Source organism: Solidesulfovibrio alcoholivorans DSM 5433 (genome assembly GCF_000702665.1).
GTDB classification, from domain to species: Bacteria; Desulfobacterota; Desulfovibrionia; order Desulfovibrionales; family Desulfovibrionaceae; genus Solidesulfovibrio; species Solidesulfovibrio alcoholivorans.
Genome location: NZ_JNJA01000015.1, coordinates 34832 through 60102 on the forward strand (window position 1 = coordinate 34832; position 25271 = coordinate 60102).

Consider the following 25271-nt stretch of genomic DNA (forward strand, 5'->3'; position numbering starts at 1 on the left):
ACACGACATTAACGGATCGCGGCGAAAAAGCACAGCACGGCGAGAAAGCCCAGGCAGGCGAGCAGGCCGTGGAGCAGGTTCCACTTTTCCAGAAGCGCCCGTGTGGCCGCGTCGGCCGTATCGGGATTCGCGGCCATGAGCGTTCTGTCCATGGGCCTGATCCATTTATACGTCACGACCCAGATGGCGATGGAAAAAAGCGCGCCCGTGAGATTGAGCGCGCCGCCGGACCAGAAAAGCGCCAGCACGCCAAAAAAGAAGCCGGCCCCGGCCAGGGGGGCCAGCACCCGGATCGCCCTGGGGCAACTGCGCTGCCACTGCGCCAGCATGTCGCCGTCCAGCATGTCGCGCCGGGCGGGATGCTCGACGAAATACAGGTAGAAGGCCGCGCCGGTGAAGGCGGCCATGACGGCCAGAGCCAGGGCGGTGAATTCCATGCGGGCTCCTTGGGCTACGCGTCGCCGAGGGCGGCCAGGGTTTCGCGCAGGGCGGCGATGGCCGTGTCCTGCTCGGCGTCGGCAAGCGACGGGTACATGGGCAGGGAGAAGATTTCCTTGGCCGCCTGCTCGGTGTGCGGCAGGTCGCCCTCCTTGTAGCCGAGGTGGGCGTAGCCCGTCATGGTGTGGATGGGCCAGGGATAGCTGATGTTGACGTTGACGCCCCGTTCCTTGAGCCCGGCCATGACGGCGTCGCGCCGGGGGTGGCGCACGACGTAGAGGTAGTAGGCGTGCGTGTTGCCGGCGGCGGTTCGGGGCAGGGTGAGCGCCGTGTCCGCCAGGGCGGCGTCGTAGCGCGCGGCGAGCGCCTGCCGGCGGGCGATGTAGTCCGGCAGGTGCTTGAGCTTGCCGCGCAGGATCGCGGCGTGGATTTCGTCCAGGCGCGAATTGTAGCCCTGCTCCAGGGCGTAGTAGGTCTTTTCCATGCCGTAGAAGCGCAGTTTTTTCAGCTTCGCCGCCACGTCCTCGCGGCCGGTCAGCACCATGCCGCCGTCGCCGTAGGTGCCGAGGATCTTCGTGGGGTAGAAGGAAAAGGCCGCGGCGTCGGACAGGGAGCCCGCGACCTTGCCGCGTTGCGTCGCGCCGTGGGACTGGGCGCAGTCCTCGATCACGGCGAGCCCGTGGCGGTCGGCCACGGCCCGCACGGCCTCCATGTCCACGCACTGGCCGAACAGGTGCACCGCGACCACGGCCCGGGTGCGCGGCGTGACCGCCGCCTCGAGCCTGTCCGTGTCCATGAGGTAGGTGGCCGGGTCGATGTCCACGAAGCGCGGCGCGCCGCCGGCGCTGGCGATGGCCGAGACCGTGGGCACGGCGGTGTTGGAGACGGTGACGACCTCGTCGCCGGGAGCCAGGCCGCAGGCGAGCAGCGCGAGCATCACGGCGTTCGTGCCGTTGTCGCAGCCCACACCGTACTTCGCGCCGCAATAGGCGGCGAATTCCTCTTCGAACGCGGCGACATGGGGCCCGAGGATGAGCTTGCCCGAGCCCAGCACGTCGCTGACGGCGGCCAGGATCTCCTCGCGTTCGGCCTCGTATTCCCGCAAATATCCCCATACATTGACCGGCATTGTCATTTCCCTTTTATTTTCAGGCGTAAGCGGCGTGATTTCGCTCAGGGCTTCGCCCCCATCGGGGAGGTCCAGGAGGGGATCATCCCCTCCTGGCCGCCGGAGGCACTCTTCCTCAACCCCTCCAAAACCAGCGCATCCTCCGCCAACGCCCGGGCCAGCGCGTCCCGGCCTTCCCCCGTGCGCGTGGCGGCAAAGGCGCGGGCGAAAAACGCGGCAAAGGCGTCGGCCGGGGGGATTTTTTCGCTGCGCGCGCCGGAGGGGGCGTTGAGCGACAGCGCAAGCGCCGCGTCCGGCGGCGGGGTGAAGGCCCGGTCCATGGAGGCGGCAAGCCCTGGCCCGAGCACTTCCAGGCGGTTGGCGTAGCCGGTGTCGAAGCCGAAGGTGCCGGCGACGCTCTTGCCGCCGGGGTAGGTGAGCAGGCAGGCGAAGGCCGTCTCCACCGCCGGGCCGCGCGCGAGCACGCGGCAGGTCACGGCCTCGGGGGCCTGGCCGAAGAGCACCCGGCCGGGGCTGACGGCATAGGGCCCGAGGTCGTAGAGCGCGCCGCCGCCCAGTTCGGGACGGTGGCGGAAATTGCCGGGCGGCAGCGGCGGAAAGGAAAAGACGGCGGCAATGCGCGTGGGCTCGCTGCCGGCGTTGGCGAAGGCCCGGCGCAGGGCGGCCAGGCGCGGATGGTCGGCCCAGACCGTGGCCTCGGCCAGGACGAGGTTTTTTTGCGCGGCCAACTCCACGGCGCGCAAGGCCGTGGCCGCGTCCGGAAAGGCCGGCTTGTCCACGATCACGTGGCGGCCGCTACCGAGCGCCGCCAGGGCCAGGGCGGCGTGGCGGCTGTTTTCCGTGGTGATGTAGACGGCGTCGGCGTCGCTGCGCTTTAGGGCCTCCAGGGCGTCCCCGACGTAGGTCACGGGCAGGGGCGCGTCGCCGGACATGTTGGCGGACGCGTCACCGGATGCGTCCGCGGGCGCGCGTCGGCCGCTTTTGGTGGCCACGGTCGCGGCCGTGACGCCAAGGCCGGGCAGGCCCGGCAGCACGCGCCGGAAAAAAATGTCCGAGCCGCCGCAGACAAGCAGTTTCATGGCGCGCCCTTTTCGGCTCCCAGGCAGGCCAGGAGGTTTCGGGCCTCGATGTTGACGTGGCCGTGGCGGGCCATGCGCCACAGCTGGCCGGGCGTCATCCAGAGGAAGTCGTCGGAGACGGGGAGTTCCTGTCCCGGCGGCAGTTCGACGATCATGTAGCGGTTGCAGAAATGGTGGAAGCGGCCGCCTTCCTCTGACTGGACCGCGTCGTAGCGCACCGTGCCCGTGGCGGGCTCGAGGAAGGCTTCGAGAAAGGGCGGGGCGCAGCGGCGCGTGGCCCGGGCGGCCACCTCGGAGCAGGCCACCGTGGGGCCGAGCTGCACGCCGTCGCGGTTGCCGGGCTCGAGGCTGCCCCGGACCAGGAAATGGAGCACGCCGCCCTGGCGCTGGCACAAAAAGCCGACCAGCCCTTCGCCTTCGTGGTGCAACAGCGGCTGGGACCAGCGCGTGGCCTCGCGGGTGCGGGCGGCCACGTCCACGCCGATGACGGAAAAATACAGGCCCGTGTCGTGGAAGATGGCCTCGTCGGTCACGTTCCAGCCGCGCAGGGCGTCGAGCGGCAGGGGGGTGACCCGCATGTCCTGGCGGGCCTTGGCTTCGGTCAGCCAGGTCATGATGGCGTCCATGGAATGGCGTTCGTGCGCCGCGCGGCAAAAGGACAGGCAGGCGTCGCGGAGAAAGCCGGTCACGCCTTCGAGGACGCCCGCGTCGGGCGCTTCGTTGGGGTCGGACATGGGGATGAGCGAGATCACGGTGCGCGCGTCCATGTTGACGATGTTGTCGCGTGCGAGCAGTGCCTTGATCTGCCCGAGGGTCAGCCAGCAGAAGTCCTCGTGGACCGGCACCTCGTGGTCGACCGCGACCACCATGTTGCGGTTGCGCTTGCGCAGAAAGCGCGCGCCCTGCTCGGGCTGGAGCTGGTCCAGGAGCACGCGGGCCCGGCCCGGCTCGGTGAAGTATTCGAGGTAGCGCGGGGCCTGCCCGCCGTGGACGCGCGAATAGTTGCTGCGCGTGGCCTGGACCGTGGGCGAGAGCTGGAGCACGTTGACGTTGCCGGGCTCCATCTTGGCCTGCATGAGGAAATGGAGCACGCCGTCGATTTCCCGGGTGAGCAGGCCCAGGATGCCGACTTCGGGCTGGTTGATGATGGGCTGGTCCCAGGAGGCGACGGGGCCGCAGGCGGTCTCCACCCGGATGCCCTCGATGGTGAAGAATTTTCCGGAGCGGTGCCCCAGGCGCAGGGGCTCTTCCAGATAGGCCCACTGGTCGAGGGCGGTCAGCGGCACGCGCCGGACCGTGAACCGGTCGCGGCGGTCCTTGGCCGCAAACCAGGCCAGCACGGCGTCCATGTCGGCGAAGACGCCGGAAAGCGCCCGGCAGGAGCGCGAAAAGGCCAGGCGGTCCCGGGACGAGCTCATGATGCCGCGGCCGCCTCCAGGTAGGCGGGCAGGGAGCGGATGACGCCGTCGGGGACGTAATGGGTGCTCGCCAGCACCAGGCAGACGGCGTCGGCGCTGATGTCCCGGATGTCGATATAGACCATGGGCGGCAGATAAAGGCCCTGCGTCGGGTCGTCAAGGCGGTACTCGGCGTGGCTTATGCCGTCGGTGAGCTGCAGGCGCAACGAACCGGCCACGGCCAGTACGCACTGCTCCGTGTCGGGATGGGCGTGGCCGCCGCGGTCGGCGGTCATGCCGTGCATGTAGAAGATGCGGGCCACGGCGAAGGGGATGTGGATGCCCGCTTCGATTGCGGACAGCGCGCCCCGGTCGTCGCGCACGGTGGGGACGCGTATGGGGCGCACGGCGTCGAGCCTTGGGATCAGCATGGGCGCGGCTCCCGGTCCGGGCGGCCGTCGCCGCCGTGGACCTCGCGCACCACGTACTGCGGCGCGCGGTTGCATTCGAGCAGGGTGCGGCCGACGTATTCGCCGACGAGCCCGAGCATGACGAGCTGGATGCCGGAAAAGATGATGATGCTGATGTAAAGCGTGGTCCAGCCCGTGGGCAGGTCCACGCCGAAGAGCTTCTCGAGCAGGCTCCACACGGCCATGAGCAGGCCGAAGCCCGCGATGCCAAGCCCGAGCACGGCGGAAAACCGCAACGGCGCGATGGAGAAGTTGACGAACATGGTCAGCCAGAGGCGGATGAGCTTGAACAGCGTGTAGCCGGACTGGCCCGCCTCGCGGTCGCGGTGCTCCACGAGCACCTGGCCGATGTTGTCCGTGGCGCGCAGGATCAGTCCGTCCACGTAGGGGGCCGGACCGGCGTAACGGATGATCTGGTCCACCAGGAAGCGGCTTAGGCACTTGAAGCTCGAAAGATACAGGTGCGGCGGCTTGCCGAGCAGGCAGGTGGCGACCCGGTCGTTGAAAAGGCTTCCCCAGTTGCGCAGCCGGCCGTGGCGCTTTTCGCGGAAGGCGGCGTAGACCACGTCGTGGCCGCCCGAAATTGCGGCGTCGAGGAGCCTTGTCACCTCTTCCGGGGGATTCTGGAAATCGTCGTCCATGACCACCACGAAGTCGCCCCGGGCGTGATTGAGACCGGCCATGACGGCGTTGTGCTCGCCGAAGTTGCGCGCCAGGCGCAGGTAGGTCACGCGCCCCGCGAAACGCCGGCACAGGTCCAGGCACGCGGCGTGGCTGCCGTCGCGGCTGCCGTCGTTGACGAGCACGATATCGGTCGCGGTCGCCGGCGGCGCGGCCAGCAGCGTCTCCACCAGCCGGCCGATGGAGGCTTCGGCGTTGTAGACGGGGATGACCACGGAAAGGGAGGGCGACGCGGAAAACTGCTGCATCGGGTGTCACGTCCGGGGTTGGCGGTTGGGCCGCGGCGGGGTGCGGCGGGGCGTCCGGGCCACGGCGAAGATGGAAAGGCCCACGGGCAGGGGCATGCCGAGGGTCACGGTCAGGATGTTTTCGAGCGTGCGCACCCCGGTCAGGGCGGCGTTGACCGCTGCCGGCGGCAGGGCGAGGTCCGAGCGCGGCGTGCGGCCGGGGCGCGGCCGCCTGCGCCACAGGCGCACCAGGGCGGCGGCGGGAAAGAGCACGGTGTTGGCGTAGGTCAGTCGCTCGGGCGCGAAGCCCGCGCCGTCGAGCAGGCGGGCGATCTGGCCGCGCGTGTAGCGCCGCACCACGCCCACGGCCCGGTCGTGTTCGCTGTAGAGCGCCTGGTAGGCCACGATATTGAGGATGAGCCGGCCGCCGGGTGCGAGCACCCTGCGGCAGTCCGCCAGGGCTGCCGGCAGGGCGGACGGCGGCAGGTTGGCCAGGACGTCCAGGGACAGCACCGCGTCGAAGGCGGCGTCGGCGAAGGGCAAGGCCACCGCCGAGGCCCGGGTCAGGGCGAAGGGGCCGCGCGTGCGGGCCAGGGACAGGGCCGTGGCCGAGAGGTCGAGGCCCGTGACCGCATCGCCGCGCGCCGACAGCAGGGACACGACCTTGCCCGTGCCGCAACCGGCGTCGAGGATGCGCAGGGGACGCCCGACATCCTCGCGGCAAAGGGCCACGGCGCGGCGCACCTGGTCGTGCAGGCCGCGGTACCACCAGTGGGTTTCCTCGGCCGCGCGCATGGTGGCATATTCGTTTTCGAGCATGGGATTCAGGTACGGCGGCGCGGACGGCAGACGACGCGCGCCGCAGGTTCGCGGTTACGAAATTCGATCGTTGAGGCTACTCTAGCGGTTTCGTCGAAAAAAATCTATTGCACTTTCGCGCGGCTTCGATCCGCGCGAGGCTGTCATGACTGCAATGCGGCGCACACGCCCCTCTTTCTCCGTCGTGATTCCCGTCCTGGGAGAAGCGGCGGGCATCGACGCCGTGGTCGATCACGTGCGCGTGGTCGGCTACGGCCAGGACGTCGAGGTCGTTGTCGTGGACGGGGACCCGGCCGGATCGACGCTTGCCGCATTGACGCGCAGCGGCGTTACGGCCCTGACGGCGCAGCCGGGCCGGGCGCGGCAGCAAAACGCCGGGGCCGCGGCGGCCGGCGGCGAGTTCCTCCTTTTCCTGCACGCCGACGTGCGCCTTCCCGCCGGGGCCTTCCAGGCGGCCGCGGCGGCCCTCGCCGCCGGCGCGGCCCTGGGCGCGTTTTCGCTGACCCTGCGCACGCGCCATCCCTGGCTGCGCCTGGCCGCCGCCGGGGCCACACTGCGCTCCAGGCTCTTTTCCCTGCCCTACGGCGACCAGGCCTTCTTCATGCGCCGCGAGGTCTTGTGCGCCCTGGGCGGCTTCCCCGACCTGCCCATTATGGAGGACGTGGCCCTGGTGCGGGCCGTGCGTCGGGCCGGCGGCATGGTGCGCATCCTGCCCGGCCGCGTCGTGGCCTCGGCCAGGCGCTACGAGGCGCAGGGGCCCGTGCGCACGACGCTGCGCAATCTCGCCCTGCTGACCCTTTTTTCCTGCGGCGTGCCGGCGGCGCGTCTGGCCCGGTTCTATCCGCCCCTGCCCGGGCCGGAATGCGGCGCGGGGGAGGGGGGCGCGTGAGCGCGGACGTGCGCCTGCTCGTCCTGCTCAAGGTGCCCCTTGCGGGGCTGGTCAAGACGCGGCTGGCCGCGAGCGTCGGCGCGCAGGCCGCCCTTGCCGCCTATGCGGCCATGGCCCGAAACGTCCTTGCCGCCGCGGCCGCTTCGGGGCTTCCGACCACGATTTATTACGCCCCGGCGGGGGAGCGGGCGCGCATGGAAGCCTTTTGCGGGCCCGGGGCGCAATTGTTTCCCCAGGCCGGGGGCGATCTTGGCGCGCGCATGGAGGACGCCTTTTCCCGCGCCTTCGCGGCCGGGGCCGGGAAGACGCTGCTCGTGGGCGGCGATGTGCCGCTTCTGGACGGGCCGCTGCTGCGGCAGGGCGCGGCGGCGCTTTCCGGCGCACAGACCGTGCTCGGGCCGGCGCTCGACGGCGGGTATTACGCCATCGGCTTCACGCGGCCGGGCTTTGCGCCGCAGGTCTTCGCGGACATGCCCTGGAGCACGTCCGCGGTGTGCGCCCGCACCCGCGAGCGACTGGCCCTTGCCGGGCGCACTGTTGCGCTGTTGCCGGAACTCCCCGACTGCGACACGGCGGACGACCTGGGCCGGCTGGCCCGGCCGCCCTGGCGGGAGCGGCTTGCCGGCACGCCTTTTGGCGCATTCCTGGCGGGAGCTTCCGGCGATCCGTTTGACCGCGACCCCGACAATCGTTTATTCGTACCGTGAACGCATGAGGGGGCGCGACCGGAGCGCCCGGAGCGGGCGTCGCCCGGCGTGCGTCGGGGAGGCGGAAGGCCTTTGGGGGAGATGCGCGGCGAGTTGCAAACCAGGACGCTCGTGTCCTGTTTTTTGCGTTGCTACCTGGTCGGGGCGGCCTACAACACCCGCGGTCTCCAGCACGTGGGCTTGGCCTTCGCCATGGAGCCGGGGCTGGTGGCGCTCTATCCCGACCCGGCCGAGCGCGACCGGGTGTTCGCGCGCTACCTGGACCTCTACAACACGCATTTTTTCTGGACGCCGCTGCTCGTCGGCCTGTTCCTCTCCCTGGAGGCCAAGATCGCCCGGGGGCTGATTCCGGCGGAAATGCTTGACAACGTCAAGACCACGACGGCATTCACCCTGTCCGCCATTGGCGATACGTTTTTTTCCGCGAGCATCATGGGCCTGTGGGGGCTTTGCGCCGCCTGCCTGCTGGCCCTCGGGCAGTACTCCGCCCTGGGCTGCCTGGCCGGGGGCCTTTTCCTGGCCGTGCAGGCGTTCAAGGCGGCGACGTTCCGGGCCGGCTACCGCGAGGGCTTCCACGTGCTGCGCCGGCTCAAGCACTGGGATCTGGTCAACCTCGGCCGCAAGGTCAAGGTGGCCAACGCGGTGCTCTTGACTCTTTTCTGGGTCGCGGCCAACCCCCGGGGGCACGGCCCGTCCCTGGCCGATGCGGTGCTGGTGGCGGTGCTGGCCGCCTGGGCCGCGACGCGGCCGTCGGTGTCCCGGGAGATCGCGCTGCTCGCCCTGGCCGCGGGCTGGGTCGTGGTGCGCTCCCTGTGGCCGGTCCTGTAGGGCCGGCGAAACGCCCGGGAAACCCCGGGCCAACTTCCGCCGACGCGGTGGACAATGAGCAACGACACGTACGATGCGGCCGAATCGGCCCAGGATGACGTCGCGGCAACCGGCGACGGCTACGCGCTCCGGGTGCGGGTGCTCAACGAGCAGGGCCTGCACGCCCGTCCCGCCGCCCGTCTGGCCCAGGAAGCGCAGAAGTTCTCCTGCGACATCTCCCTGGCCCTGGGCGAGGAGCGCGTGGACGCCAAGAGCATCCTCGACATCCTGACCCTGGCCGCGGGCCATGGCAGCGAACTGGAACTGCGCGCCGCCGGCCCCGACGCCCGGGACGCCCTGGCGCACCTGGGTTCCCTGATCCGCAACCGGTTCCGCTGAGGCGGCCGGCAACTGTATTAAGGACGCAACACGCGGCGGCGGCCGCCGCAACCGGCGTTTCGGCCGTGCTGCGCCGCAAGGCCGGCGGGCCGCGAGGATCGATCCCGATATGGACACCCTGAAAGGCATCCCGGTCTCGTCCGGCATCTCCATCGGGCGGGCGTTTTTCCTCAACCGTTCCGGGGCCGGCCCCCTGCCGCGCCAGACGCTGGCCGAGTCCCTGACCGGCGCGGAAGTCGCGCGCCTGGACAGCGCCTTCGAGCAGTTCCGGCGGGAAATCGAGCAGGCCAGGGACCGCATCCCGGCGGAACTCAAGGAACACGCCTTGATCCTCGATTCCCACCTGATGATCCTCAAGGACCCCAAGCTCGCCGGCGCGGCGAAGAAATACATCGAATCCCTGCGCATCAACGCCGAATGGGCCCTGGATAAGGCCGTGGGCGACCTGGAAAAGGCCTTCGCCGCCCTGGACGACCCCTATTTTCGCGACCGCATCCAGGACGTGCGCACCGTGGCCGGCCGCGTCCAGGCCCGCCTCGCCGGCCAGTCCGGCGAGTTGCGCGCCATCGAGAACCGCGTGGTGCTCATGGCCCACGACATCTCCCCGGCCGACACCGCAACGCTGCAAACCGACAAGATCATGGCCCTGGTCACGGTCCAGGGCGGCAAGACCTCGCACACCGGCATCCTGGCGCGCACCCTCGGCATCCCCGCCGTCATCGGCGTCACCGACCTCGAATCCCGTGTGCGCGACGGCGACCTCGTGGTCGTGGACGGGCTGCGCGGCGTGGTGGTGCTGTCCCCCGGCGACGAGGAACTCGAACGCCTCTCGGACCTCAAGTACCAGTTCGAGGCCTACCAGGCCGGCATCATGCGCGGCTGCCACCTGCCCGGCGAGACCATCGACGGCTACCGGGTCAAGGTCAAAGCCAACATCGAGATGCTCGAGGAAGTGCCCACCGTGGTCAACAACGGCGGCGAGGGCATCGGCCTCTACCGCACCGAGTATTCCTACATGAACCGGGCCAAGCTCCCCACGGAGGACGAGCTGTACGAGGAGTACCTCGATCTGGCCTCCATCATGTCGCCGCGGCGCGTGACCCTGCGCACCCTGGACGCCGGCGCGGACAAGTTCGTCTCCACCCTCGGCGCCTTCGACGAGCGCAACCCGGCGCTCGGGCTTCGCGCCATCCGCCTGTGCATGCGCCACCGCGACATCTTCAAGACACAGCTGCGCGCCATGCTGCGGGCGTCCGTGGCCGGCAACATCGCGGTGATGTTTCCCATGATCTCGGGCCTGCGCGAGATCCGCCAGGCCAAGGCCCTGCTCGCCGAGGCCCGGGCCGAACTGCGCCAGGAAGGAGCGCGCTTCGAGGCGGACATGCCCGTGGGCATCATGATGGAGCTGCCCTCGGCCGTGATGATCGCCGAGGTGCTGGCGCGGGAAGTGGATTTCTTCAGCATCGGCACCAACGACCTCATCCAGTATTCGCTCGGCATCGACCGCACCAACCGCTACGTCTCCCACATGTACCAGCCCCTGCACCCGGCCGTGGTCCGCAGCATCAAGCACGTGGTCGACGCCGCGCACCAGGCCGGCATCGAGGTGAGCCTGTGCGGCGAGATGGCTTCCGACCCCTTCTGCGTGCCCATCCTCATGGGCATGCAGATCGACTGCATCAGCCTGACCCCCCAGGCCATTCCGGGAATCAAGCGCATCATCCGCCAGGCGACCATGGACGATTGCAAAAAACTGCTTAAATTGGTCCTCGAAAGCCCGTCGGTCAGCCGTACCAACGCCCTGGTCCAGGAGACCATCTTCCGGCAGTTCCCCGACGAACTGATGTTTTACTCGTCCCTGCTCGACCGCGAGGAGATGCCGGCCCATTGACCGGCCGGGGCGCGGCCCTTACGAAGGGGCCGACGCGGAAACGCCCGGCGCGTCGCCGCAAGGGCGGCCAAAGGAAACCATGACAGCCAAGGAATCGGGCGAGAAGCTCGTCGCCCAGAACAAGAAAGCCCGGCACCTTTACGAATTTCTCGAGAAATACGAAGCCGGCATGGTGCTCGTCGGGTCCGAGGTCAAGTCGCTTCGGGCCGGGCGCATCAGTTTCAAGGACGGCTACGTCAGGATCACGGGCGACGAAGCCTTTTTGACCGGCGTGCACATCGCGCCGTATGAAAACGCCGGTGACGGCGGGCACGAGCCCGAACGGCCGCGCAAGCTCCTGCTCCACGCCGCCGAGATCCGGGCGCTTCGGGCCAAGGTGGAGCAAAAGGGCCTCACGGTCGTGCCCGTGCGGGTGTATTTCAAGAACGGCCGGGCCAAGGTGGAGATCGCCCTGGCGCGGGGCAAGAAGGTCTTCGATCGGCGCGACGACCTGAAAAACCGGGATCTCGCCCGTGACGCGGCCCGGGAACTGGCCGGCCAATGACGGATGCCCGGCGAGGAGTCGTTTGATGGCAGCAAAGCGAGTGCTTCCGGCGCTGCTGGTCCTGGTCGCGGTCCTGGCTCTGGCCGGGGCGGCCCTGGCCGGCCCCACCGAGGCCGACGAGCGCGTGGATGCCTTTCTCGACGAAACGGCGCGGCTCTTCGGCGCCAGCGAAGCCGATGTGGTGAAGCTCCTCGGCGAGCCGCGCGAACGCCAGGCCGTGCCCTTCTCCAGCCCCCACGACGACGCGCCTTACGAAATCGTCACGCTCCTTTACGACGGCGTCACCGTCTCGCTTTATAGCATGGACGGCGGCGCGCGGCAGTTTTTTCACCAGATCCGCGTCACCTCCGGCCCCGTCTGCTTCGCCCGCAAGGTCTGCCTGGGCCTGGCGCGCGAGCGCCTGGCCGCCGTCCTCGGCCAGCCCGAGGAGGTCGAGGACGAAATCTGGCGCTATTCCGACATGAGCGGCTACAACGAACTCGCCTTCACCTTCGACGCCAAGGGACAGGTCGATTCCATGACCTGGACCGCCGAAGCGGACTGATCCTCCATGCAAGTCAAAAACCCGTTGACCCCGTCCGCGCGCCGTTTCCTGGAGGGCCTTTTCCCGGGCGACGCCGCCGTGTTTACCTCCGAGGAGGCCTTCGTCTTCGGCACGGACGCCTCGCGCCGCTTCGCCGCGCCCTGGGCCGTGGTGCGGCCCGAGAACACGCAGCAGGTGCGCGAGTTGCTCGCCTTCGCCCAGGCGCAGACCATCCCGATCCTGCCGCGCGGGCGCGCCACCAACACCGTGGGCGACTGCGTGCCCGTGGCCGGCGGCATCGTCGTTTCCACGGCGCGCATGGCGCGCATCCTCGAAATCGACGGCGACGACTTCGTGGCCGTGGTCGAACCCGGGGTGGTCACCGGCGAGCTCCAGGCCGCGCTCGCCCCAAAGGGCCTCTTTTTCGCCCCGGACCCCGCCAGCGTGAAGTTTTCGACCGTGGGCGGCAACGCCTCCACCTGCGCCGGCGGCATGCGCGCCGTCAAATACGGCGTCACCCGCGACCACATCCTCGGCATCGAGGCCGTGCTGCCCGGCGGCACGGTCATCCAGGCCGGCGGACGCACCCACAAAAACGTGGTCGGGCTCGACCTCACGCGCCTGCTCGTCGGCTCCGAAGGGACGCTTGGCCTTTTCACCAAGCTGATCCTCAAGCTGTTGCCCAAGCCCGCCGCCACCGCCACCCTGGCCCTGGCCTATCCGAGCGTGGACGCGGCCCTGGCCGCCGCCGGGGACGTCTTCAAGGCCGGGCTCTTGCCCGTGGCCATGGAACTGCTCGCCAGGGAGGCCATGGACGCCGTGGCCGCCATCAGCGCCGTGCCCTGGCCCCGGGACGCCGGCGCGGCGCTTTTCCTGCGCGTGGATGGCTCGCCCGAGGCCGTGGCCGCGGATGTGCGCCTGCTCGCCGCCGCGACGGAGGCGGCCGGCCCGGTCTGGAGCGAGCGGGCGACCGAGCCCGAGGCCGAGGAGGCCTTGTGGGAGCTGCGCCGGCTGCTCAACCCGGCATCGTTCAAAGCCGCGCCGGACAAGATCAGCGACGACGTCACCGTGCCGCGCGGCGCGTTGCGCGAGGCCGCGGCCGGCGTCGCGGCCATCGGAGCGCAGGAGCGCGTGCGCATCCTGCTTTTCGGCCACATCGGCGACGGCAACCTCCACGTCAACATCATGCATGATGCCGCAAGCGGCGACGAGCGCCGCCGCGCCGAACGCGCCCGGGAGCGCATCCTGGACCTGTGCCTGAAGCTTCGCGGCACGCTTTCCGGCGAACATGGCGTGGGCCTGTCCAAACTGCCCTTCCTCGACCGCCAGCTTTCCCCCGAGGAGCGCGACCTCCTGCGCCGCCTCAAGGCCGTGTTCGACCCGGCCGGCATCATGAACCCGCAAAAGGCGTATTGACCGTGCCCACGGAACTTTCCCCCGTCCATTGCCTCCACGGCCAGGGCCGTCGCCCGGAATGCATCCTGTGCGGCCGCTGCCTGTCCGTGTGCCCGCTTTTTGCCGCCACCGGCCGCGAGGAGCTTTCCCCGCGCGCGAAATTCTTTCTGGCCCGGGCCGTGGCCGAGGGCAGGGCGGACCTTTCGCGCAAGGCCGCGGACCTCCTGGCCACGGTGTGCCTTTCCTGCGGCAAGTGCGAAAACGCCTGCCCGCTGGGGCTTTGCGGCCCTGATCTCGTGGCCGAGCTGCGCGCCTCCCACCCGGGTTTCGCCGGCTTTCTCTGGAAGCTGTGGGTCGAGCGGGCGGGGCTCATGTGGCCACTCGCCCGGTCGTTGACGAAACTGCTTCCCGGCAACATTCCGGTCGAGGCCATAAGCCGCGCCAAGGCCGCCATCGAGGCCATGGGCTCAGGCCACGCGCCCGAGCCGTGGCTTTTCCCGGAGACCTGGGACCGGCGGCACGAAGGCAAAAAGGCCGTTCTTTTCGCCGGCTGCGTGGCCGAACACGCCAATCCGCGCTGGAAGGAGGCGGCCAGGCGCGTGCTTGCCGGCCTCGGCGTCGAGGTCCTGCCCGATCCGGGCTTCACCTGCTGCGGCTGCACGCTGGGGCACGCCGGCGCGCCCGCGGCCCAGGCCGCCATGCAGCAGCACAACATCGAGGCCTGGCGCTCGGCCGGGCGGCCGCTCATGGTCGTCTTCTGCGCCACCTGCCGCTGCGGCCTGCGCGCCTACGCCCGCAAGGACCTGGGCCTTTCCATGGACGAACTGCCCCTTTGGCGCGAACACCTCGTCTCCCTGGCCGAGCTCATGGGCGAAACGACCTTCCGCTCGGGCGCCGCCGCGCCGCCGTCCGTGCGCTACCACCGCCCCTGCCACGGCGCGGGCGGCAACCAGGACCTCGACTTTCTGCGCCGGGCCATGGGGCCGCGCCTGCTTTTCAATGAAAACGAAACCCCTTGCTGCGGTTTCGGCGGACTGACCAAGCTCACCTCGCCGGAATTGTCCGAGGCCGTGGCCGGGCATGCCCTGGCCATCTACGCCCCGCGCCCGGGCGACCAGATCGTCACGGGCTGCTCGGGCTGCGTCACCCAGTTGCGCGCCGCCGCCCCGGACGACATCCGGGTCGGGCACTGGCTGGAACTTTTAGGCTGACGCCCCGCCGCACCCCGGGAGGGCGGACCGTTCCGGGAAACCCGGGACCCGACCGTCTCGCGCCGCCCTCCACCACATAAAGGAGTCCATTCATGCTCAAGGCCATCGCCCGAAAGATCGTCGGGTCGCGAAACGAACGCTATCTGAGGAGCCTGCGGCCCATCGTCGCGGCCATCAACGCCTTTGAACCGCAGGTGCAGGCCCTCTCCGACGAGGCCATGCGCGCCCGCGTGGCCGAATTGCGCGAAGAGGTGGCGGGCGGCCGCAGCCTCGACGACATCCTGCCCGAGGTCTTCGCGCTCGTGCGCGAAGGCTCCGTGCGCGCGCTTGGCATGCGCCACTTCGACGTGCAGCTCATCGGCGGCGTGACGCTCCACCGCGGCAAGATCGCCGAGATGAAGACCGGTGAAGGCAAGACGCTGGTCGCCACCCTGCCCGTGGTCTTAAACGCCATTTCCGGCAAGGGCGTGCACCTCATCACCGTCAACGACTACCTGGCCAAGCGCGACGCGGCCTGGATGGGCAAGCTCTACAATTTCCTGGGGCTTTCCGTCGGGGTCATCGTGCACGGCCTCGACGACGCCGAACGCCAGGCCGCCTACGCCTCGGACATCGTCTACGGCACCAACAACGAGTTCGGTTTCGACTACCTGCGCGACAACATGAAGTTCTACAAGGAGCAGCTGGTCCAGCGCGAGCTCAATTACGCCATCGTCGACGAAGTGGACTCCATCCTCATCGACGAGGCGCGCACGCCGCTCATCATCTCCGGCCAGGCCGAGGACTCCTCCTCGCTCTACGCCCGCATAGACGCGTTCATTCCCATGCTGCGCAAGGAAACGGACTTCACCGTGGACGAGAAGGCGCGCACGGTCCTGCTCACGGACGACGGCGTGGCCCGCATGGAGCAGGTGCTCAAGATCGACAACCTCTACGACGCGGCCAACATCACCTTCCAGCACCACGTGCTCCAGGCGCTCAAGGCCCACCACATCTTCCAGCGCGACGTGGACTACGTGGTCAAGGACGATCAGGTCCTCATCGTGGACGAGTTCACCGGCCGCCTCATGCCCGGTCGGCGCTACTCCGACGGTCTGCACCAGGCGCTCGAGGCCAAGGAGCACGTGCAGGTGGAGGCCGAGAACCAGACGCTCGCCACCATCACCTTCCAGAACTACTTCCGCATGTACAAAAAACTCGCGGGCATGACCGGCACCGCCGATACCGAGGCCGTGGAATTCCGCGAGATCTACGACCTGGAAGTCATCTCCATCCCCACGCACCGGCCCATGATCCGCAAGGACTTCCCGGATCTCGTCTACAAGACGCAGCGGGAGAAGTTCGAGGCCATCGCCAAGGACGTCAAGGAGCTGCACAAGCGCGGCCAGCCCGTGCTCGTCGGCACCGTGTCCATCGAAAAATCCGAGCTGCTCTCGGGCATGCTGCAAAAATCCGGCGTGCCCCATGACGTGCTCAATGCGAAAAACCACGAGAAGGAAGCCGAGATCGTGGCCCAGGCCGGCCACGCCGGTCGCGTGACCATCGCCACCAACATGGCCGGTCGCGGCACGGACATCGTGCTCGGCGAGGGCGTGACCGACCTCGGCGGCCTGCACATCCTCGGTACCGAGCGCCACGAGTCCCGGCGCATCGACAACCAGTTGCGCGGCCGTTCCGGCCGCCAGGGCGACCCGGGCTCCTCGCGCTTCTACCTGGCCCTCGACGACGACCTCATGCGCCTTTTCGGCTCCGACCGCCTCAAGGGGCTCATGGACAAGCTCGGCATGGAGGACGGCGAGCCCATCGAGAACCGCATGGTTTCCCGGGCCATCGAGAACGCCCAGAAGCGGGTCGAGGCCCACAACTTCGAGATCCGCAAGCAGCTGCTCGAATACGACAACGTCATGAACCAGCAGCGCGAGGTCATCTACTCGCGCCGCCGCGAGCTCATGGAGACGACCGAACCCGAGTCCTTCGTCACGGAGTACGTGGAGGAGATCGTCGACGAGATTTTCGCCCCCCTGGAAGCGGCCAAGGGCGAACCGGACGCCGAGAGCCTGGAGATCGCCGCCGCCCAGCTCGAAGACCTCTTCGATATCAAGATGGAACTCGCCGGGGCGGGCGTCGCCGTCAAGGAAACCGTGCGCGACGCCGTGCTCTCCCGCCAGCGGACCCTGTCCGAGGTGGCCGGCGACCATTACCGCGAGATCGCCCGCTATTTCCTGCTCGACACCCTGGACCGCCACTGGAAGGAGCACCTGCTCTCCATGGACCACCTGCGCGACGGCATCGGCCTGCGCGGCTACGGCCAGAAGGACCCCAAACAGGAATACAAGCGCGAGGGCTTCGAACTCTTCCAGCAGCTCATCTACAGCATGCGCGACGCCGCCATCCGCGCCCTGTCCCGCGTGCAGATAAGAAGCGAGGTCCGCGAGCAGGAGTTCCAGCACAAGGACGAGACGGCCAACATGCAGTACTCCGGCGGTTCCGCCGAGGAAGAGCACAAGAAAGAGCCCAAGCGCCGCGCCGAGCCCAAGGTGGGCCGCAACGATCCCTGCCCCTGCGGCAGCGGCAAGAAATACAAGAAGTGCTGCGGCGCGAAGTAGGGTAAGGATGTTGCAAAGCAAGGTCGGAGGGATGCCTCCGGCGGCCGGGAGGGGATGATCCCCTCCCGGACCCTCCTCGACGAGGGAAGAATTTCCTGCGTCATAGGCATGGTTGCAATGATGTGCGGCACCTATGGCATGGCGACGCGTCTTCGAGGAGAGATCCCTTTGCGCAAGGATTGCCGGCACAGGATTACGGGGATGGTCCGCTTGTGGCGCAAGTCGGCATGCCCGGGCAGTCCCAGGAAAGTCGGCCGCGCCTCTTGCCCGGGGGGCCGGTTTTTTTTACAGGGAGCCGTGCGCGTCGGCGGCGCGTTTTCCTGACATCGCCCGGAACGGGGGCTTGCGCCTCCTTCCGGTTATCCGGGGCGGCCTGCGCGTGCGCCCGCATGGTGGGTCATGTTCGTCATCATCGGCATCGTGGTGGTCCTTGGCTGCGTCATCGGCGGCTTTCTGCTGGAAGGCGGCCACATGGGCGTGCTCATCCAGCCCATCGAGCTGCTCATCATCGGCGGCGCGGCCCTGGGCTCGTTTATCATCTCCGCGCCCAAGTCCGTGGTCATCGGCACCTTCAAGCACATCATGCACGTGTTCACGGGCAAAGAGGCCTCGGCTTCCGACTACCAGGACCTGCTGACGCTGCTTTTCGAGCTGCTCAACATCGCCCGCCGCGACGGCATCGTGGCGCTTGAGCCCCATGTGGCCAAGCCCGAGCAGTCCTCGACCATCAATCGCTACCCCAACATCGCCAAGAACAAGCAGCTCGCCTATTTCATCTGCGACAACATCAAGTGCCTGCTCTCGGAAGGCATCGACGCCCACCGCTACGACGACCTCATGCGCACGGACATCGCCACCATGCACCACCACGCCATGATCGCGCCCACGGCCGTGACCAAGGTGGCGGATTCGCTGCCGGGGCTCGGCATCGTGGCCGCGGTGCTCGGCATCGTCCTCACCATGGGCAAGATCAACGAGCCGCCCGAGGTGCTCGGCCACAGCATCGGCGCGGCCCTGGTCGGCACGTTCCTCGGCATCCTCATGTGCTACGGCTTCGTCGGCCCCATGGCCACCAATCTGGAGTACCAGGCCAAGGCCCAGCAGCACATGCTGCACGTGGCCAAGGAGGTGCTCGGCGCGTTCAATTCCGGGTTCTCCCCGATGCTGTCCGTGGAAATGGGCCGCCGGGCCATTCCCGACGACGTGCGGCCGACCATGGAGGACATGGAAGGGGCGCTGCGTGGCAAAAAATAGCGACCACGGCAAGACCGTCGTCATCTACCGCGAGTCCGACGAGGGGCACGGCGGGCACCATGGCGGTTCGTGGAAGGTGGCCTACGCCGACTTCGTCACGGCGCTCATGGCCTTTTTCCTGCTTCTGTGGCTGGTCGTGTCGCTCAAGCCGCAAAAGAAGCAGGAACTCTCCCTGGTCTTCCAGGACAAGAACGTGCCAAGCAAGGAGAAGGTGCAAAACCTCGAAAAGGTGCCCACCTTCATCAGCCCGGATGCGATCAAGGGCAGCCCGGAATTCAAGCTGTCCCAGGAAAACAAGCTCAAGTACGAGATCGCGCTTCTGGTCAAGGAGCTCATCACCTCGGACCTGTCGGTCAAGAGCAATTCGGGCGTGAGCAACGACTCCTCGGGCGTGATGATGCAGATCAACAACTCGGTGATGTTCAAGCCGGGCTCGGCGGAACTGACGCCCTCGGCGCTCAAGATGCTCGACGGTGTGGCCAAGATCCTGCGCGATTTCAAGATCAACCTGACCGTGCGCGGCCATGCCGACGACGAGGAGAAGGGCGGGCCGTACCCGTCGAAGTGGGAGCTTTCCGCGGCCCGCGCCGCCGCGGCCACGCGCTACCTCGCCGAGAAGGCGGACATCCCGACCACGCGCCTGCGCGCCGTGGGCCTGGCCGACAGCCAGCCGCTCGTGCCCCCGACCTCGGCCGAGAACAAGGCGCGCAACCGCCGCATCGAATTCTTCTACACGAGCCCCGACATGCGCCCCTCCGAGCGCTCCCAGGACGGGCCGTAGCGGGGAAGGGGCCTTTCGGCCGCTCCCCCGCAGTCTCGCGCCGCGCGCCTACGCCTGCTTAAGCGCCTGCCGCAAATCCGCGAGGATGTCTTCCACGTCCTCGATACCGACCGAAATGCGCACCATGTCCGGCGGCACGCCGGCCTGCGCCAGCTCCTCGGGGGTCAGCTGCGAATGCGTCGTGGACGCCGGGTGGATCACCAGCGTCTTGGCGTCCAGGATGTTGGCCAGGTGCGAACACAGCTTGACCGACTTGATGAACGCCTTTCCCGCCTCGATGCCGCCCGTGAGCCCGAAGCCGAACACTGCGCCGGGGCCGATGGGGAAGAACTTTTTCGCCCGGGCATGGTCCTTGTGGCTCGGCAGGCCCGCGTAGTTGACCCAGGCCACCTTGGGGTGCGTTTCCAGGAATTCCGCCACTTTCTGCGCGTTTTCGCAGTGCGCCTTGGCCCGAAGCGGCAGCGTCTCCATGCCCTGGATGACGAGGAAGCTGTTGATGGGCGCGGGCGTGGCCCCGATGTCGCGCATGAGCCCGGTGCGGATCTTCGTGCAAAACGCCGAGCAGGGCGTGCCCTCGAGCGTGCACAGCATCTCCCAGAAATTCGCGCCGTGGTAGGTCGGGTCCGGGGCCGTGATTTCCGGGTATCTGCCGCCGGCCGACCAGTCGAAGCCCCCGGCCTCGACGATGGCCCCGCCGATGCAGGTGCCGTGGCCGCCGATGATCTTCGTCAGCGAATACACGGCGATGTCCGCGCCCACGGCAAAGGGGTTGAGGATCGGCGGCGCGGCCACGGTGTTGTCGAGAACGAAGGGCACGCCCGCGTCGTGGGCCACCTTGGCGATGGCCGGCAGGTCGTCCACGTTGCAGCGCGGATTGCCGATGGATTCGGAGTAGACGAGGCGCGTGTCCTTGTCGATGGCCCGGGCGAAGTTGGCCGGGTCGGACGAGTCCACGAAGCGCACCTCGATGCCGAAGCGCTTGAGCGTGTGCTCGAAAAGCGTGTGGGTGCCGCCGTAGAGGTTGCTGCCCGAGACGATGTTCTGCCCGGCCTTGGTGATGGCGGCCACGGCGTAGAAGATGGCGGCCATGCCCGAGGCCGTGGCCACGCAGGCCGAGGCCCCGTGCAGGGCGGCCAGGCGCTTTTCCAGGACGTCGGTGGTCGGGTTGCCGAGACGCGTATAGATGTAGCCGGCTTCCTTGAGGGCGAAGAGATTGGCCGCGTGCTCGGGGTCGCGGAACAGAAAGCTCGTGGTCTGGTGGATGGGCACGGCCCGGGACAGGGTGTCGGCGTCCGGCGCATGGCCGGCGTGCAGGGCGAGCGTTTGCGCATGCCACGGGGAAGTGGGCATGGTATTTCCTCCTCTTTCAGGTGGAATTCCCGGCGCGAGCGCAGGGAACATGCTGTCCCTATATGCCAATCCCGTGCGCCGCGAAAGGGCGTCGGCAGGGGTTTCGGCCTTGACATACGCTGGCGCGGAACCGACAACCTTGGCGACGCCCGTATCGGGTCATCTTTCACCGCAAGCACCGGAGGATTCCCCATGCGCCTGCACGCTTTCTACCACGTCCCCTTCGAGGACGTGGGCTCCATAAAAACCTGGGCCGCGGCCAAGGGCCACGAGCTCACAAGCACGAGCTTTTTCGCCGACGAGACGCCGCCGCAGGTCGCGGATTACGACATGCTCGTGGTCATGGGCGGCCCCATGGGTGTCTACGACGAAAAGGACCACCCGTGGCTGGCCGGGGAGAAGAAAGCCATCGGGGCGGCCGTGGCCGCGGAAAAGCCCGTGCTCGGCATCTGCCTCGGCGCGCAGCTCGTGTCCGTGGTCCTCGGCGGTTCGGTCACCAAAAATCCGGTGCCGGAAATCGGCTGGTTCAAGGTGGAGATGACGCCGCAGGGCCTGGACGAATCGGTCTTCGCCGGCTTTCCCCAGTCCTACTACGCCTTCCACTGGCACGGCGACACCTTCTCCATCCCGCCGGACGCGGTCCACGCCGCCAGTTCCGCCGCCTGCGCCAACCAGGCCTTCGTCTACAACCACCGCGTCGTGGGCCTGCAGTTCCACCTGGAAACCCAGCCCTTCGGCATGCAGAACCTCATCAAGCACTGCGCCGCGGACGTGGCCCTGCCCGGCCCCACCGTGCAGCACCCCAAGCAGATGCACGCCGGCCGCGAAGCCTTCAAGGACATCCAGGCGCTCATGCACCGCCTGTGCGACGCGCTGACGGCGTAGCTTAGGGGAAGAGAAGCGAATGCCTCCGGCGGCCAGGAGGGGCAAGGGCCCCTCCTGGACCTCCCCGATAGGAAGACGTACGAACGGGAAGGAGTGGGAAAGGGGATGCGCAAGAAAGAGCGGGAAATCAAGGACAAGTCCATACTGGAAGAACTGCTCATGCGGTCGCGCATATGCCGGCTGGGGCTTTTCGACGGGCAGTGGCCCTACGTGGTGCCGGTCAACATGGGCTACGCCGCCGGCCGCATCTATTTCCATTCCTCGCGCAAGGGCATGAAGATGGAGATCCTGCGCGACCATCCGCGCGTATGCTTCGAGCTCGACAGCGACGTGGAGATCGTCACAGGCGAGCGCCCCTGCGACTACACCACCTACTACAAGTCGGTCATCGGCTTCGGCACGGCCGTGCTCGTCGAGGACGAGGCCGAGAAGATCGAAGGGCTGCGCATCATCATGCGTCGCCACGGCGGCCCGGTGGAGGGATTCCGGCCCGAAGTCGTGCCGGTGACGGCCGTTGTGCGCATCGACATCGAACGCATGACCGGCAAGTCCAATCCGCCGTACGGCGAATGGAACTAGCCGGTTCGGGTCTGCGAGGCTGTTCTGAAAACGTCTTGTCCCCGGAAGCGCAAAGCGAGGAGGGCGTCATGCGTGTGGTCTTTGTCGGCGATTCGTTGACCGTAGGCGTGGGCGATCCCGCGTATCTCGGCTGGGTGGGGCGACTGTGCGCCGCCGCGCCGCTGGCCGGCCTGGAACTGACGGCCTACAACCTGGGCGTGCGCTCGGAGACGAGTCGCCACATCAAGGCGCGCCTTGCCCGCGAGCTGCCGCCGCGCCTGCTGCCGCGCGAGGAGGCCCGGGCGGTGCTTTCGTTCGGGGTCAACGACGCCAAGGTGGAAAACGGCCGGCGCAAGGTGGAACTTTCCGAATCCGTGGACAACCTCTTCGCCATCGTGACGCAGGTGTCCAAGCTGTGCCCGCTGCTCATGGTCGGCCCGCCGCCCGTGCTCGACGACGCGCACCGCGCGCGCGTGGAAGAGCTTTCCGACGTGTTCGCGCGCACCTGCGACGACATGGGCGTGCCGTACCTGGAACTGTGCCGGACGCTTTCCCGCGAGGCGACCTACCTCGACAGCCTCGTCGCGGCTGGCGACGGCTACCACCCCGAAGCCGCCGGCTACGCGGCCATGGCCAAATGTATCGGCGAATGGGAGGCCTGGCTCGCCTGGTTTCGCTGCTAGCGCCGTTCCCCTTGAAAACGCGGAAGGCTTCTCAGGGGGAACAGGCGACGCACGCTAGCGCAAAACGAGTTCCGCCACGGCCTCGATGTGCGCCGTGTGCGGGAAGAGATCCACGGGCGTGACCTGCGTCACGACGTAGAGTTCGCCCAGGGCCTTGAGGTCGCGGGCGAGCGTGGCCGGATTGCACGAGACGTAGACGACCTTGCGCGGCGCGGCGGAGAGAAGCGCCGCGATCATCTCGGGCGCGACGCCGTTTCGCGGCGGGTCGAGCACGGCCACGGCAGGGGCGATGCCGGAGAGTTCCTCCAGCCCCATGGCCGCGTCCACGGCCTTGAACACGGCGTTGCCGACGCCGGAAAGCTCGGCGGAACGCGCCGCGTCGGCCACGGCCCGCTTGTCCGCCTCGAAACCGTAGACCGTTTCGAACTGCGGGGCGAGAGAAAGCGCGATGCCGCCGCAGCCGCAGTAGAGGTCCACGGCCGCGCCCACCGGGTCCGAGCCCGCGGCCTTGGCCGCGACGCCGTAGAGCAGGGCGGCGGCCTGCGTGTTGGTCTGGGCGAAGGCGTCCGCCGAAACGGACAGTCGCGCCGTGCCGAACCGCTCTTCCAGATGGTCCTGCCCGAGCGCCATCACCTGCCGTTCGCCCAGGGCCACGGCCGTCGGCGCGCGGCGCACGGAATGCACGAATCCCGTCACTTCCGGAAAACGCGCCAGGATCGCCTCGCCGAGCGCGTGCGCGGCGTCGCCGGCCCCGCGCGCCGGCCCGGTGATGCAGTGCACGAGCCGCCCGCCCGTGTCCTCGCTGTGGCGCAGCACCAGATGCCGCCACACGCCCTTGCCCGTGCGCGTGTCGTAGGCGGCAAGGCCCGTCTGGGCGCAGGTGTCGCGGACAAATCCCAGCACCTCGCCGGCCCAGGCATCCATGAGCCGGCACTCCCCGATGTCGAGGACCCGGCCCGGGCGATGCCGCTCGTGCAGGCCCAGGTGCAGCCGGCCGGCAAAGGCGAATTCCATCTTGTTGCGGTAGGCGTAGACGCGCGGCGAGGCCACGGTCTGCGCCACCGCCACGTCCGCCAGGCCGCCCAGGCGCGCGAGCGTCTCCACGACCTGCTCGCGCTTCCAGAAAAGCTGGGCCTCGTAATGCAGGTCCTGCCAGGCGCAGCCGCCGCATACGCCGAAATGCGGGCATTCGGGCGTGGCGGCCTGGGGCGAGGGCACAAGCGTCTCCAGGACGACCGCCTCGGCAAAACCTTTTTTCATCCGCGTCACCCGGGCCTTGACCGTGGCCCCGGGCAACCCGCCGTCCACGAACACCACAAGCCCTTCCACACGGGCCACGCCCTTTCCGCCGAACGCCAGCCGGTCCACGGCAAGCGTCAGTTCCATGTCTTCACGTATGTCCATTGCGGCCTTATGCGCGACGCGCGGCCAGGGCGCAAGGGCCCCGCAGCGACGCGCGGAAACAAGTGTGCAGGCGTCGGGACCATGCCCGCAGCGCCCGAAAGGGTATCGAGGCTCAGGCGGCCTGGCGCGCCTTGGGCCAAAGCTGGGAGGCCAGCATGCCGGCGAACATGAGCGCGCAACCGAAAAGGCCGCGTGCCCCCAGGCTCTCGCCCAGGACCACCGCGCCGCCAAGCGCGGCGAACACCGTCTCGAAACTGAGCAGAATGGCGGCGTGGGTCGGCTTGGCGTCGCGCTGCGCCACCACCTGCAACGTGTAGGCAAGCCCCACCGAAAGCAGGCCGCCGTAGAGAATCGGCCAGGCCGCGCCGCGTATGCCAACCCAGGAAAGCTCCTCGAACGCCACGGCGCAGGCAAGGCTCAGCACCGAACAAACCACATACTGGGCCATGGCCAGCGGCAACGCCCGCGTGCGCGGCGATAGCCAGCCGATGACCAGCACGTGCCCGGCCCAGAAAAACGCGCCCACAAGCTCCAGCCCGTCGCCCGGCGCCAGCGTGAACGTCTCGGTCACGGACAGGAAATACAGCCCCACCGCGGCCGCCACCGCGCCGACCACGTCGCCGCGCGCCGGCCGCTGGCCCAGGAAAAAGCCGAGCATCGGTACCAGGACCACGTACAGGCCCGTGATGAAGCCCGCCTTGCCCGCCGTGGTGTACTTGAGCCCCACCTGCTGCAATGTCGCGCCCGCAAAAAGCACCGTCCCGGCGAGCAGCCCCCCCAGCCAGGGGAAGCCGGGATTGCCGCCGGCCAGAAACGGCGCGGGCGGCGGATAGCGCATCGAGCGCATGGCCAGCGGCGCCAGTGCCAGCGCGCCCAGTGCGAAACGGATGCCGTTGAACCCCATCGGCCCCATATGGTCCATGCCGATGCGCTGGGCCACGAACGCCAGGCCCCAGATGAGGGCCGTCACCAGGCACAGGACGTCAGCCCGAAACGATGCGTCGCGCATGGTCAGTACTCCTTTGGTGGCGGTGGTGCATGTGGTGTGGGTGTTGGTGGAGAGGCTGAAGGTGAAGGTACAGGTAAAGGTAAAAAGGTAAGGAGCGTGAGATCCGGGTGGTGAAGATGCCTCCGGCGGCCAGGA

25 protein-coding genes are annotated in these 25271 nt (G+C 68.4%); 15 read left to right on the forward strand and 10 right to left on the reverse strand.

The window, feature by feature from the left end:
- Window positions 1-8: 8 nt before the first annotated feature.
- The 7 genes from Q368_RS0118795 to Q368_RS0118825 are packed head-to-tail and all read right to left on the reverse strand — an operon-like array spanning window position 9 to window position 6240.
- The gene (locus Q368_RS0118795) at window positions 9-437 is read right to left on the reverse strand and encodes a DUF1772 domain-containing protein (RefSeq protein WP_029460590.1); all 429 of its coding nucleotides are present in this window, start codon (window positions 435-437) and stop codon (window positions 9-11) included.
- Window positions 438-451: 14 nt separating this feature from the next.
- Window positions 452-1567 (reverse strand): DegT/DnrJ/EryC1/StrS family aminotransferase, encoded by a 1116-nt coding sequence (locus Q368_RS0118800; protein WP_029460591.1) that lies wholly within the window; start codon window positions 1565-1567, stop codon window positions 452-454.
- A 44-nt stretch (window positions 1568-1611) separates the two neighbouring features.
- On the reverse strand, window positions 1612-2646 hold the full coding sequence (locus Q368_RS0118805; protein WP_052360293.1) for a Gfo/Idh/MocA family protein: 1035 nt from the start codon (window positions 2644-2646) through the stop codon (window positions 1612-1614).
- Window positions 2643-4064 (reverse strand): NDP-hexose 2,3-dehydratase family protein, encoded by a 1422-nt coding sequence (locus Q368_RS0118810; protein WP_029460593.1) that lies wholly within the window; start codon window positions 4062-4064, stop codon window positions 2643-2645. Before Q368_RS0118810 ends, Q368_RS0118805 begins: the two co-directional genes overlap by 4 nt.
- A complete protein-coding gene (locus Q368_RS0118815; RefSeq protein ID WP_029460594.1) occupies window positions 4061-4474 on the reverse strand; it encodes a sugar 3,4-ketoisomerase in 414 nt (137 codons plus the stop codon). Before Q368_RS0118815 ends, Q368_RS0118810 begins: the two co-directional genes overlap by 4 nt.
- Window positions 4468-5442, reverse strand: a complete 975-nt coding sequence (locus Q368_RS0118820) for a glycosyltransferase family 2 protein (RefSeq protein ID WP_029460595.1) — start codon at window positions 5440-5442, stop codon at window positions 4468-4470. Before Q368_RS0118820 ends, Q368_RS0118815 begins: the two co-directional genes overlap by 7 nt.
- Before the next feature lie 6 nt (window positions 5443-5448).
- Window positions 5449-6240 carry a class I SAM-dependent methyltransferase gene (locus Q368_RS0118825; protein WP_029460596.1) on the reverse strand — a complete coding sequence of 264 codons (792 nt, stop codon included), beginning with the start codon at window positions 6238-6240 and terminating at the stop codon, window positions 5449-5451.
- A 145-nt stretch (window positions 6241-6385) separates the two neighbouring features.
- On the opposite strand from Q368_RS0118825, the gene Q368_RS0118830 reads away from it, so the two are divergent.
- The 12 genes from Q368_RS0118830 to Q368_RS0118890 all read left to right on the forward strand — a co-directional run bounded on the left by Q368_RS0118830 (window position 6386) and on the right by Q368_RS0118890 (window position 19247).
- Window positions 6386-7129 carry a TIGR04283 family arsenosugar biosynthesis glycosyltransferase gene (locus Q368_RS0118830; RefSeq protein WP_043786447.1) on the forward strand — a complete coding sequence of 248 codons (744 nt, stop codon included), beginning with the start codon at window positions 6386-6388 and terminating at the stop codon, window positions 7127-7129.
- Window positions 7126-7836 carry a TIGR04282 family arsenosugar biosynthesis glycosyltransferase gene (locus Q368_RS0118835; RefSeq protein WP_245611402.1) on the forward strand — a complete coding sequence of 237 codons (711 nt, stop codon included), beginning with the start codon at window positions 7126-7128 and terminating at the stop codon, window positions 7834-7836. The genes Q368_RS0118830 and Q368_RS0118835 overlap by 4 nt, the downstream gene beginning before the upstream one ends.
- 81 nt (window positions 7837-7917) lie before the next feature.
- Window positions 7918-8664, forward strand: coding sequence for a PTS system mannose/fructose/sorbose family transporter subunit IID (locus tag Q368_RS0118845; protein ID WP_029460599.1), 747 nt, complete (start codon window positions 7918-7920; stop codon window positions 8662-8664).
- A 54-nt stretch (window positions 8665-8718) separates the two neighbouring features.
- The gene (locus tag Q368_RS0118850; RefSeq protein WP_029460600.1) at window positions 8719-9042 is read left to right on the forward strand and encodes an HPr family phosphocarrier protein; all 324 of its coding nucleotides are present in this window, start codon (window positions 8719-8721) and stop codon (window positions 9040-9042) included.
- A 109-nt stretch (window positions 9043-9151) separates the two neighbouring features.
- A complete protein-coding gene (gene ptsP, locus Q368_RS0118855) occupies window positions 9152-10933 on the forward strand; it encodes a phosphoenolpyruvate--protein phosphotransferase (protein ID WP_029460601.1) in 1782 nt (593 codons plus the stop codon).
- A gap of 79 nt (window positions 10934-11012) precedes the next feature.
- On the forward strand, window positions 11013-11477 hold the full coding sequence (gene smpB / locus Q368_RS0118860; protein ID WP_029460602.1) for an SsrA-binding protein SmpB: 465 nt from the start codon (window positions 11013-11015) through the stop codon (window positions 11475-11477).
- Between the two features lie 25 nt (window positions 11478-11502).
- Window positions 11503-12021: a hypothetical protein gene (locus tag Q368_RS0118865; protein WP_029460603.1), complete on the forward strand. Its 519-nt coding sequence runs from the start codon at window positions 11503-11505 to the stop codon at window positions 12019-12021.
- Window positions 12022-12027: 6 nt separating this feature from the next.
- Window positions 12028-13416, forward strand: coding sequence for an FAD-binding oxidoreductase (locus tag Q368_RS0118870; RefSeq protein WP_029460604.1), 1389 nt, complete (start codon window positions 12028-12030; stop codon window positions 13414-13416).
- A 2-nt stretch (window positions 13417-13418) separates the two neighbouring features.
- Window positions 13419-14606 (forward strand): (Fe-S)-binding protein, encoded by a 1188-nt coding sequence (locus Q368_RS0118875; protein ID WP_029460605.1) that lies wholly within the window; start codon window positions 13419-13421, stop codon window positions 14604-14606.
- A 92-nt stretch (window positions 14607-14698) separates the two neighbouring features.
- Window positions 14699-17212 carry a preprotein translocase subunit SecA gene (gene secA, locus Q368_RS0118880; RefSeq protein ID WP_029460606.1) on the forward strand — a complete coding sequence of 838 codons (2514 nt, stop codon included), beginning with the start codon at window positions 14699-14701 and terminating at the stop codon, window positions 17210-17212.
- Window positions 17213-17611: 399 nt separating this feature from the next.
- Window positions 17612-18466: a flagellar motor stator protein MotA gene (gene motA / locus Q368_RS0118885; protein ID WP_029460607.1), complete on the forward strand. Its 855-nt coding sequence runs from the start codon at window positions 17612-17614 to the stop codon at window positions 18464-18466.
- The gene (locus Q368_RS0118890; RefSeq protein WP_029460608.1) at window positions 18453-19247 is read left to right on the forward strand and encodes an OmpA/MotB family protein; all 795 of its coding nucleotides are present in this window, start codon (window positions 18453-18455) and stop codon (window positions 19245-19247) included. The genes motA and Q368_RS0118890 overlap by 14 nt, the downstream gene beginning before the upstream one ends.
- 48 nt (window positions 19248-19295) lie before the next feature.
- On the opposite strand, the gene Q368_RS0118895 is transcribed toward Q368_RS0118890, so the two are convergent.
- Window positions 19296-20597 carry an O-acetylhomoserine aminocarboxypropyltransferase/cysteine synthase family protein gene (locus Q368_RS0118895; protein WP_029460609.1) on the reverse strand — a complete coding sequence of 434 codons (1302 nt, stop codon included), beginning with the start codon at window positions 20595-20597 and terminating at the stop codon, window positions 19296-19298.
- Between the two features lie 192 nt (window positions 20598-20789).
- Between Q368_RS0118895 and Q368_RS0118900 the strand changes: the two genes are divergently transcribed.
- From Q368_RS0118900 to Q368_RS0118910, 3 genes are all read left to right on the forward strand, one after another.
- A complete protein-coding gene (locus Q368_RS0118900) occupies window positions 20790-21482 on the forward strand; it encodes a type 1 glutamine amidotransferase (protein ID WP_029460610.1) in 693 nt (230 codons plus the stop codon).
- Window positions 21483-21587: 105 nt separating this feature from the next.
- Complete coding sequence (locus Q368_RS0118905; RefSeq protein ID WP_029460611.1) at window positions 21588-22061, forward strand: pyridoxamine 5'-phosphate oxidase family protein; 474 nt, start codon at window positions 21588-21590, stop codon at window positions 22059-22061.
- A gap of 68 nt (window positions 22062-22129) precedes the next feature.
- The gene (locus Q368_RS0118910; RefSeq protein WP_029460612.1) at window positions 22130-22723 is read left to right on the forward strand and encodes a GDSL-type esterase/lipase family protein; all 594 of its coding nucleotides are present in this window, start codon (window positions 22130-22132) and stop codon (window positions 22721-22723) included.
- Window positions 22724-22777: 54 nt separating this feature from the next.
- Here the strand turns inward: Q368_RS0118910 and rlmD are convergent, their stop codons facing one another.
- Window positions 22778-24127 carry a 23S rRNA (uracil(1939)-C(5))-methyltransferase RlmD gene (gene rlmD, locus Q368_RS0118915; RefSeq protein ID WP_029460613.1) on the reverse strand — a complete coding sequence of 450 codons (1350 nt, stop codon included), beginning with the start codon at window positions 24125-24127 and terminating at the stop codon, window positions 22778-22780.
- 112 nt (window positions 24128-24239) lie between these two features.
- Entirely contained in the window at window positions 24240-25136 is an 897-nt protein-coding gene (locus tag Q368_RS0118920) for a DMT family transporter (protein ID WP_029460614.1), read from the reverse strand.
- Between the last annotated feature and the right edge of the window lie 135 nt (window positions 25137-25271).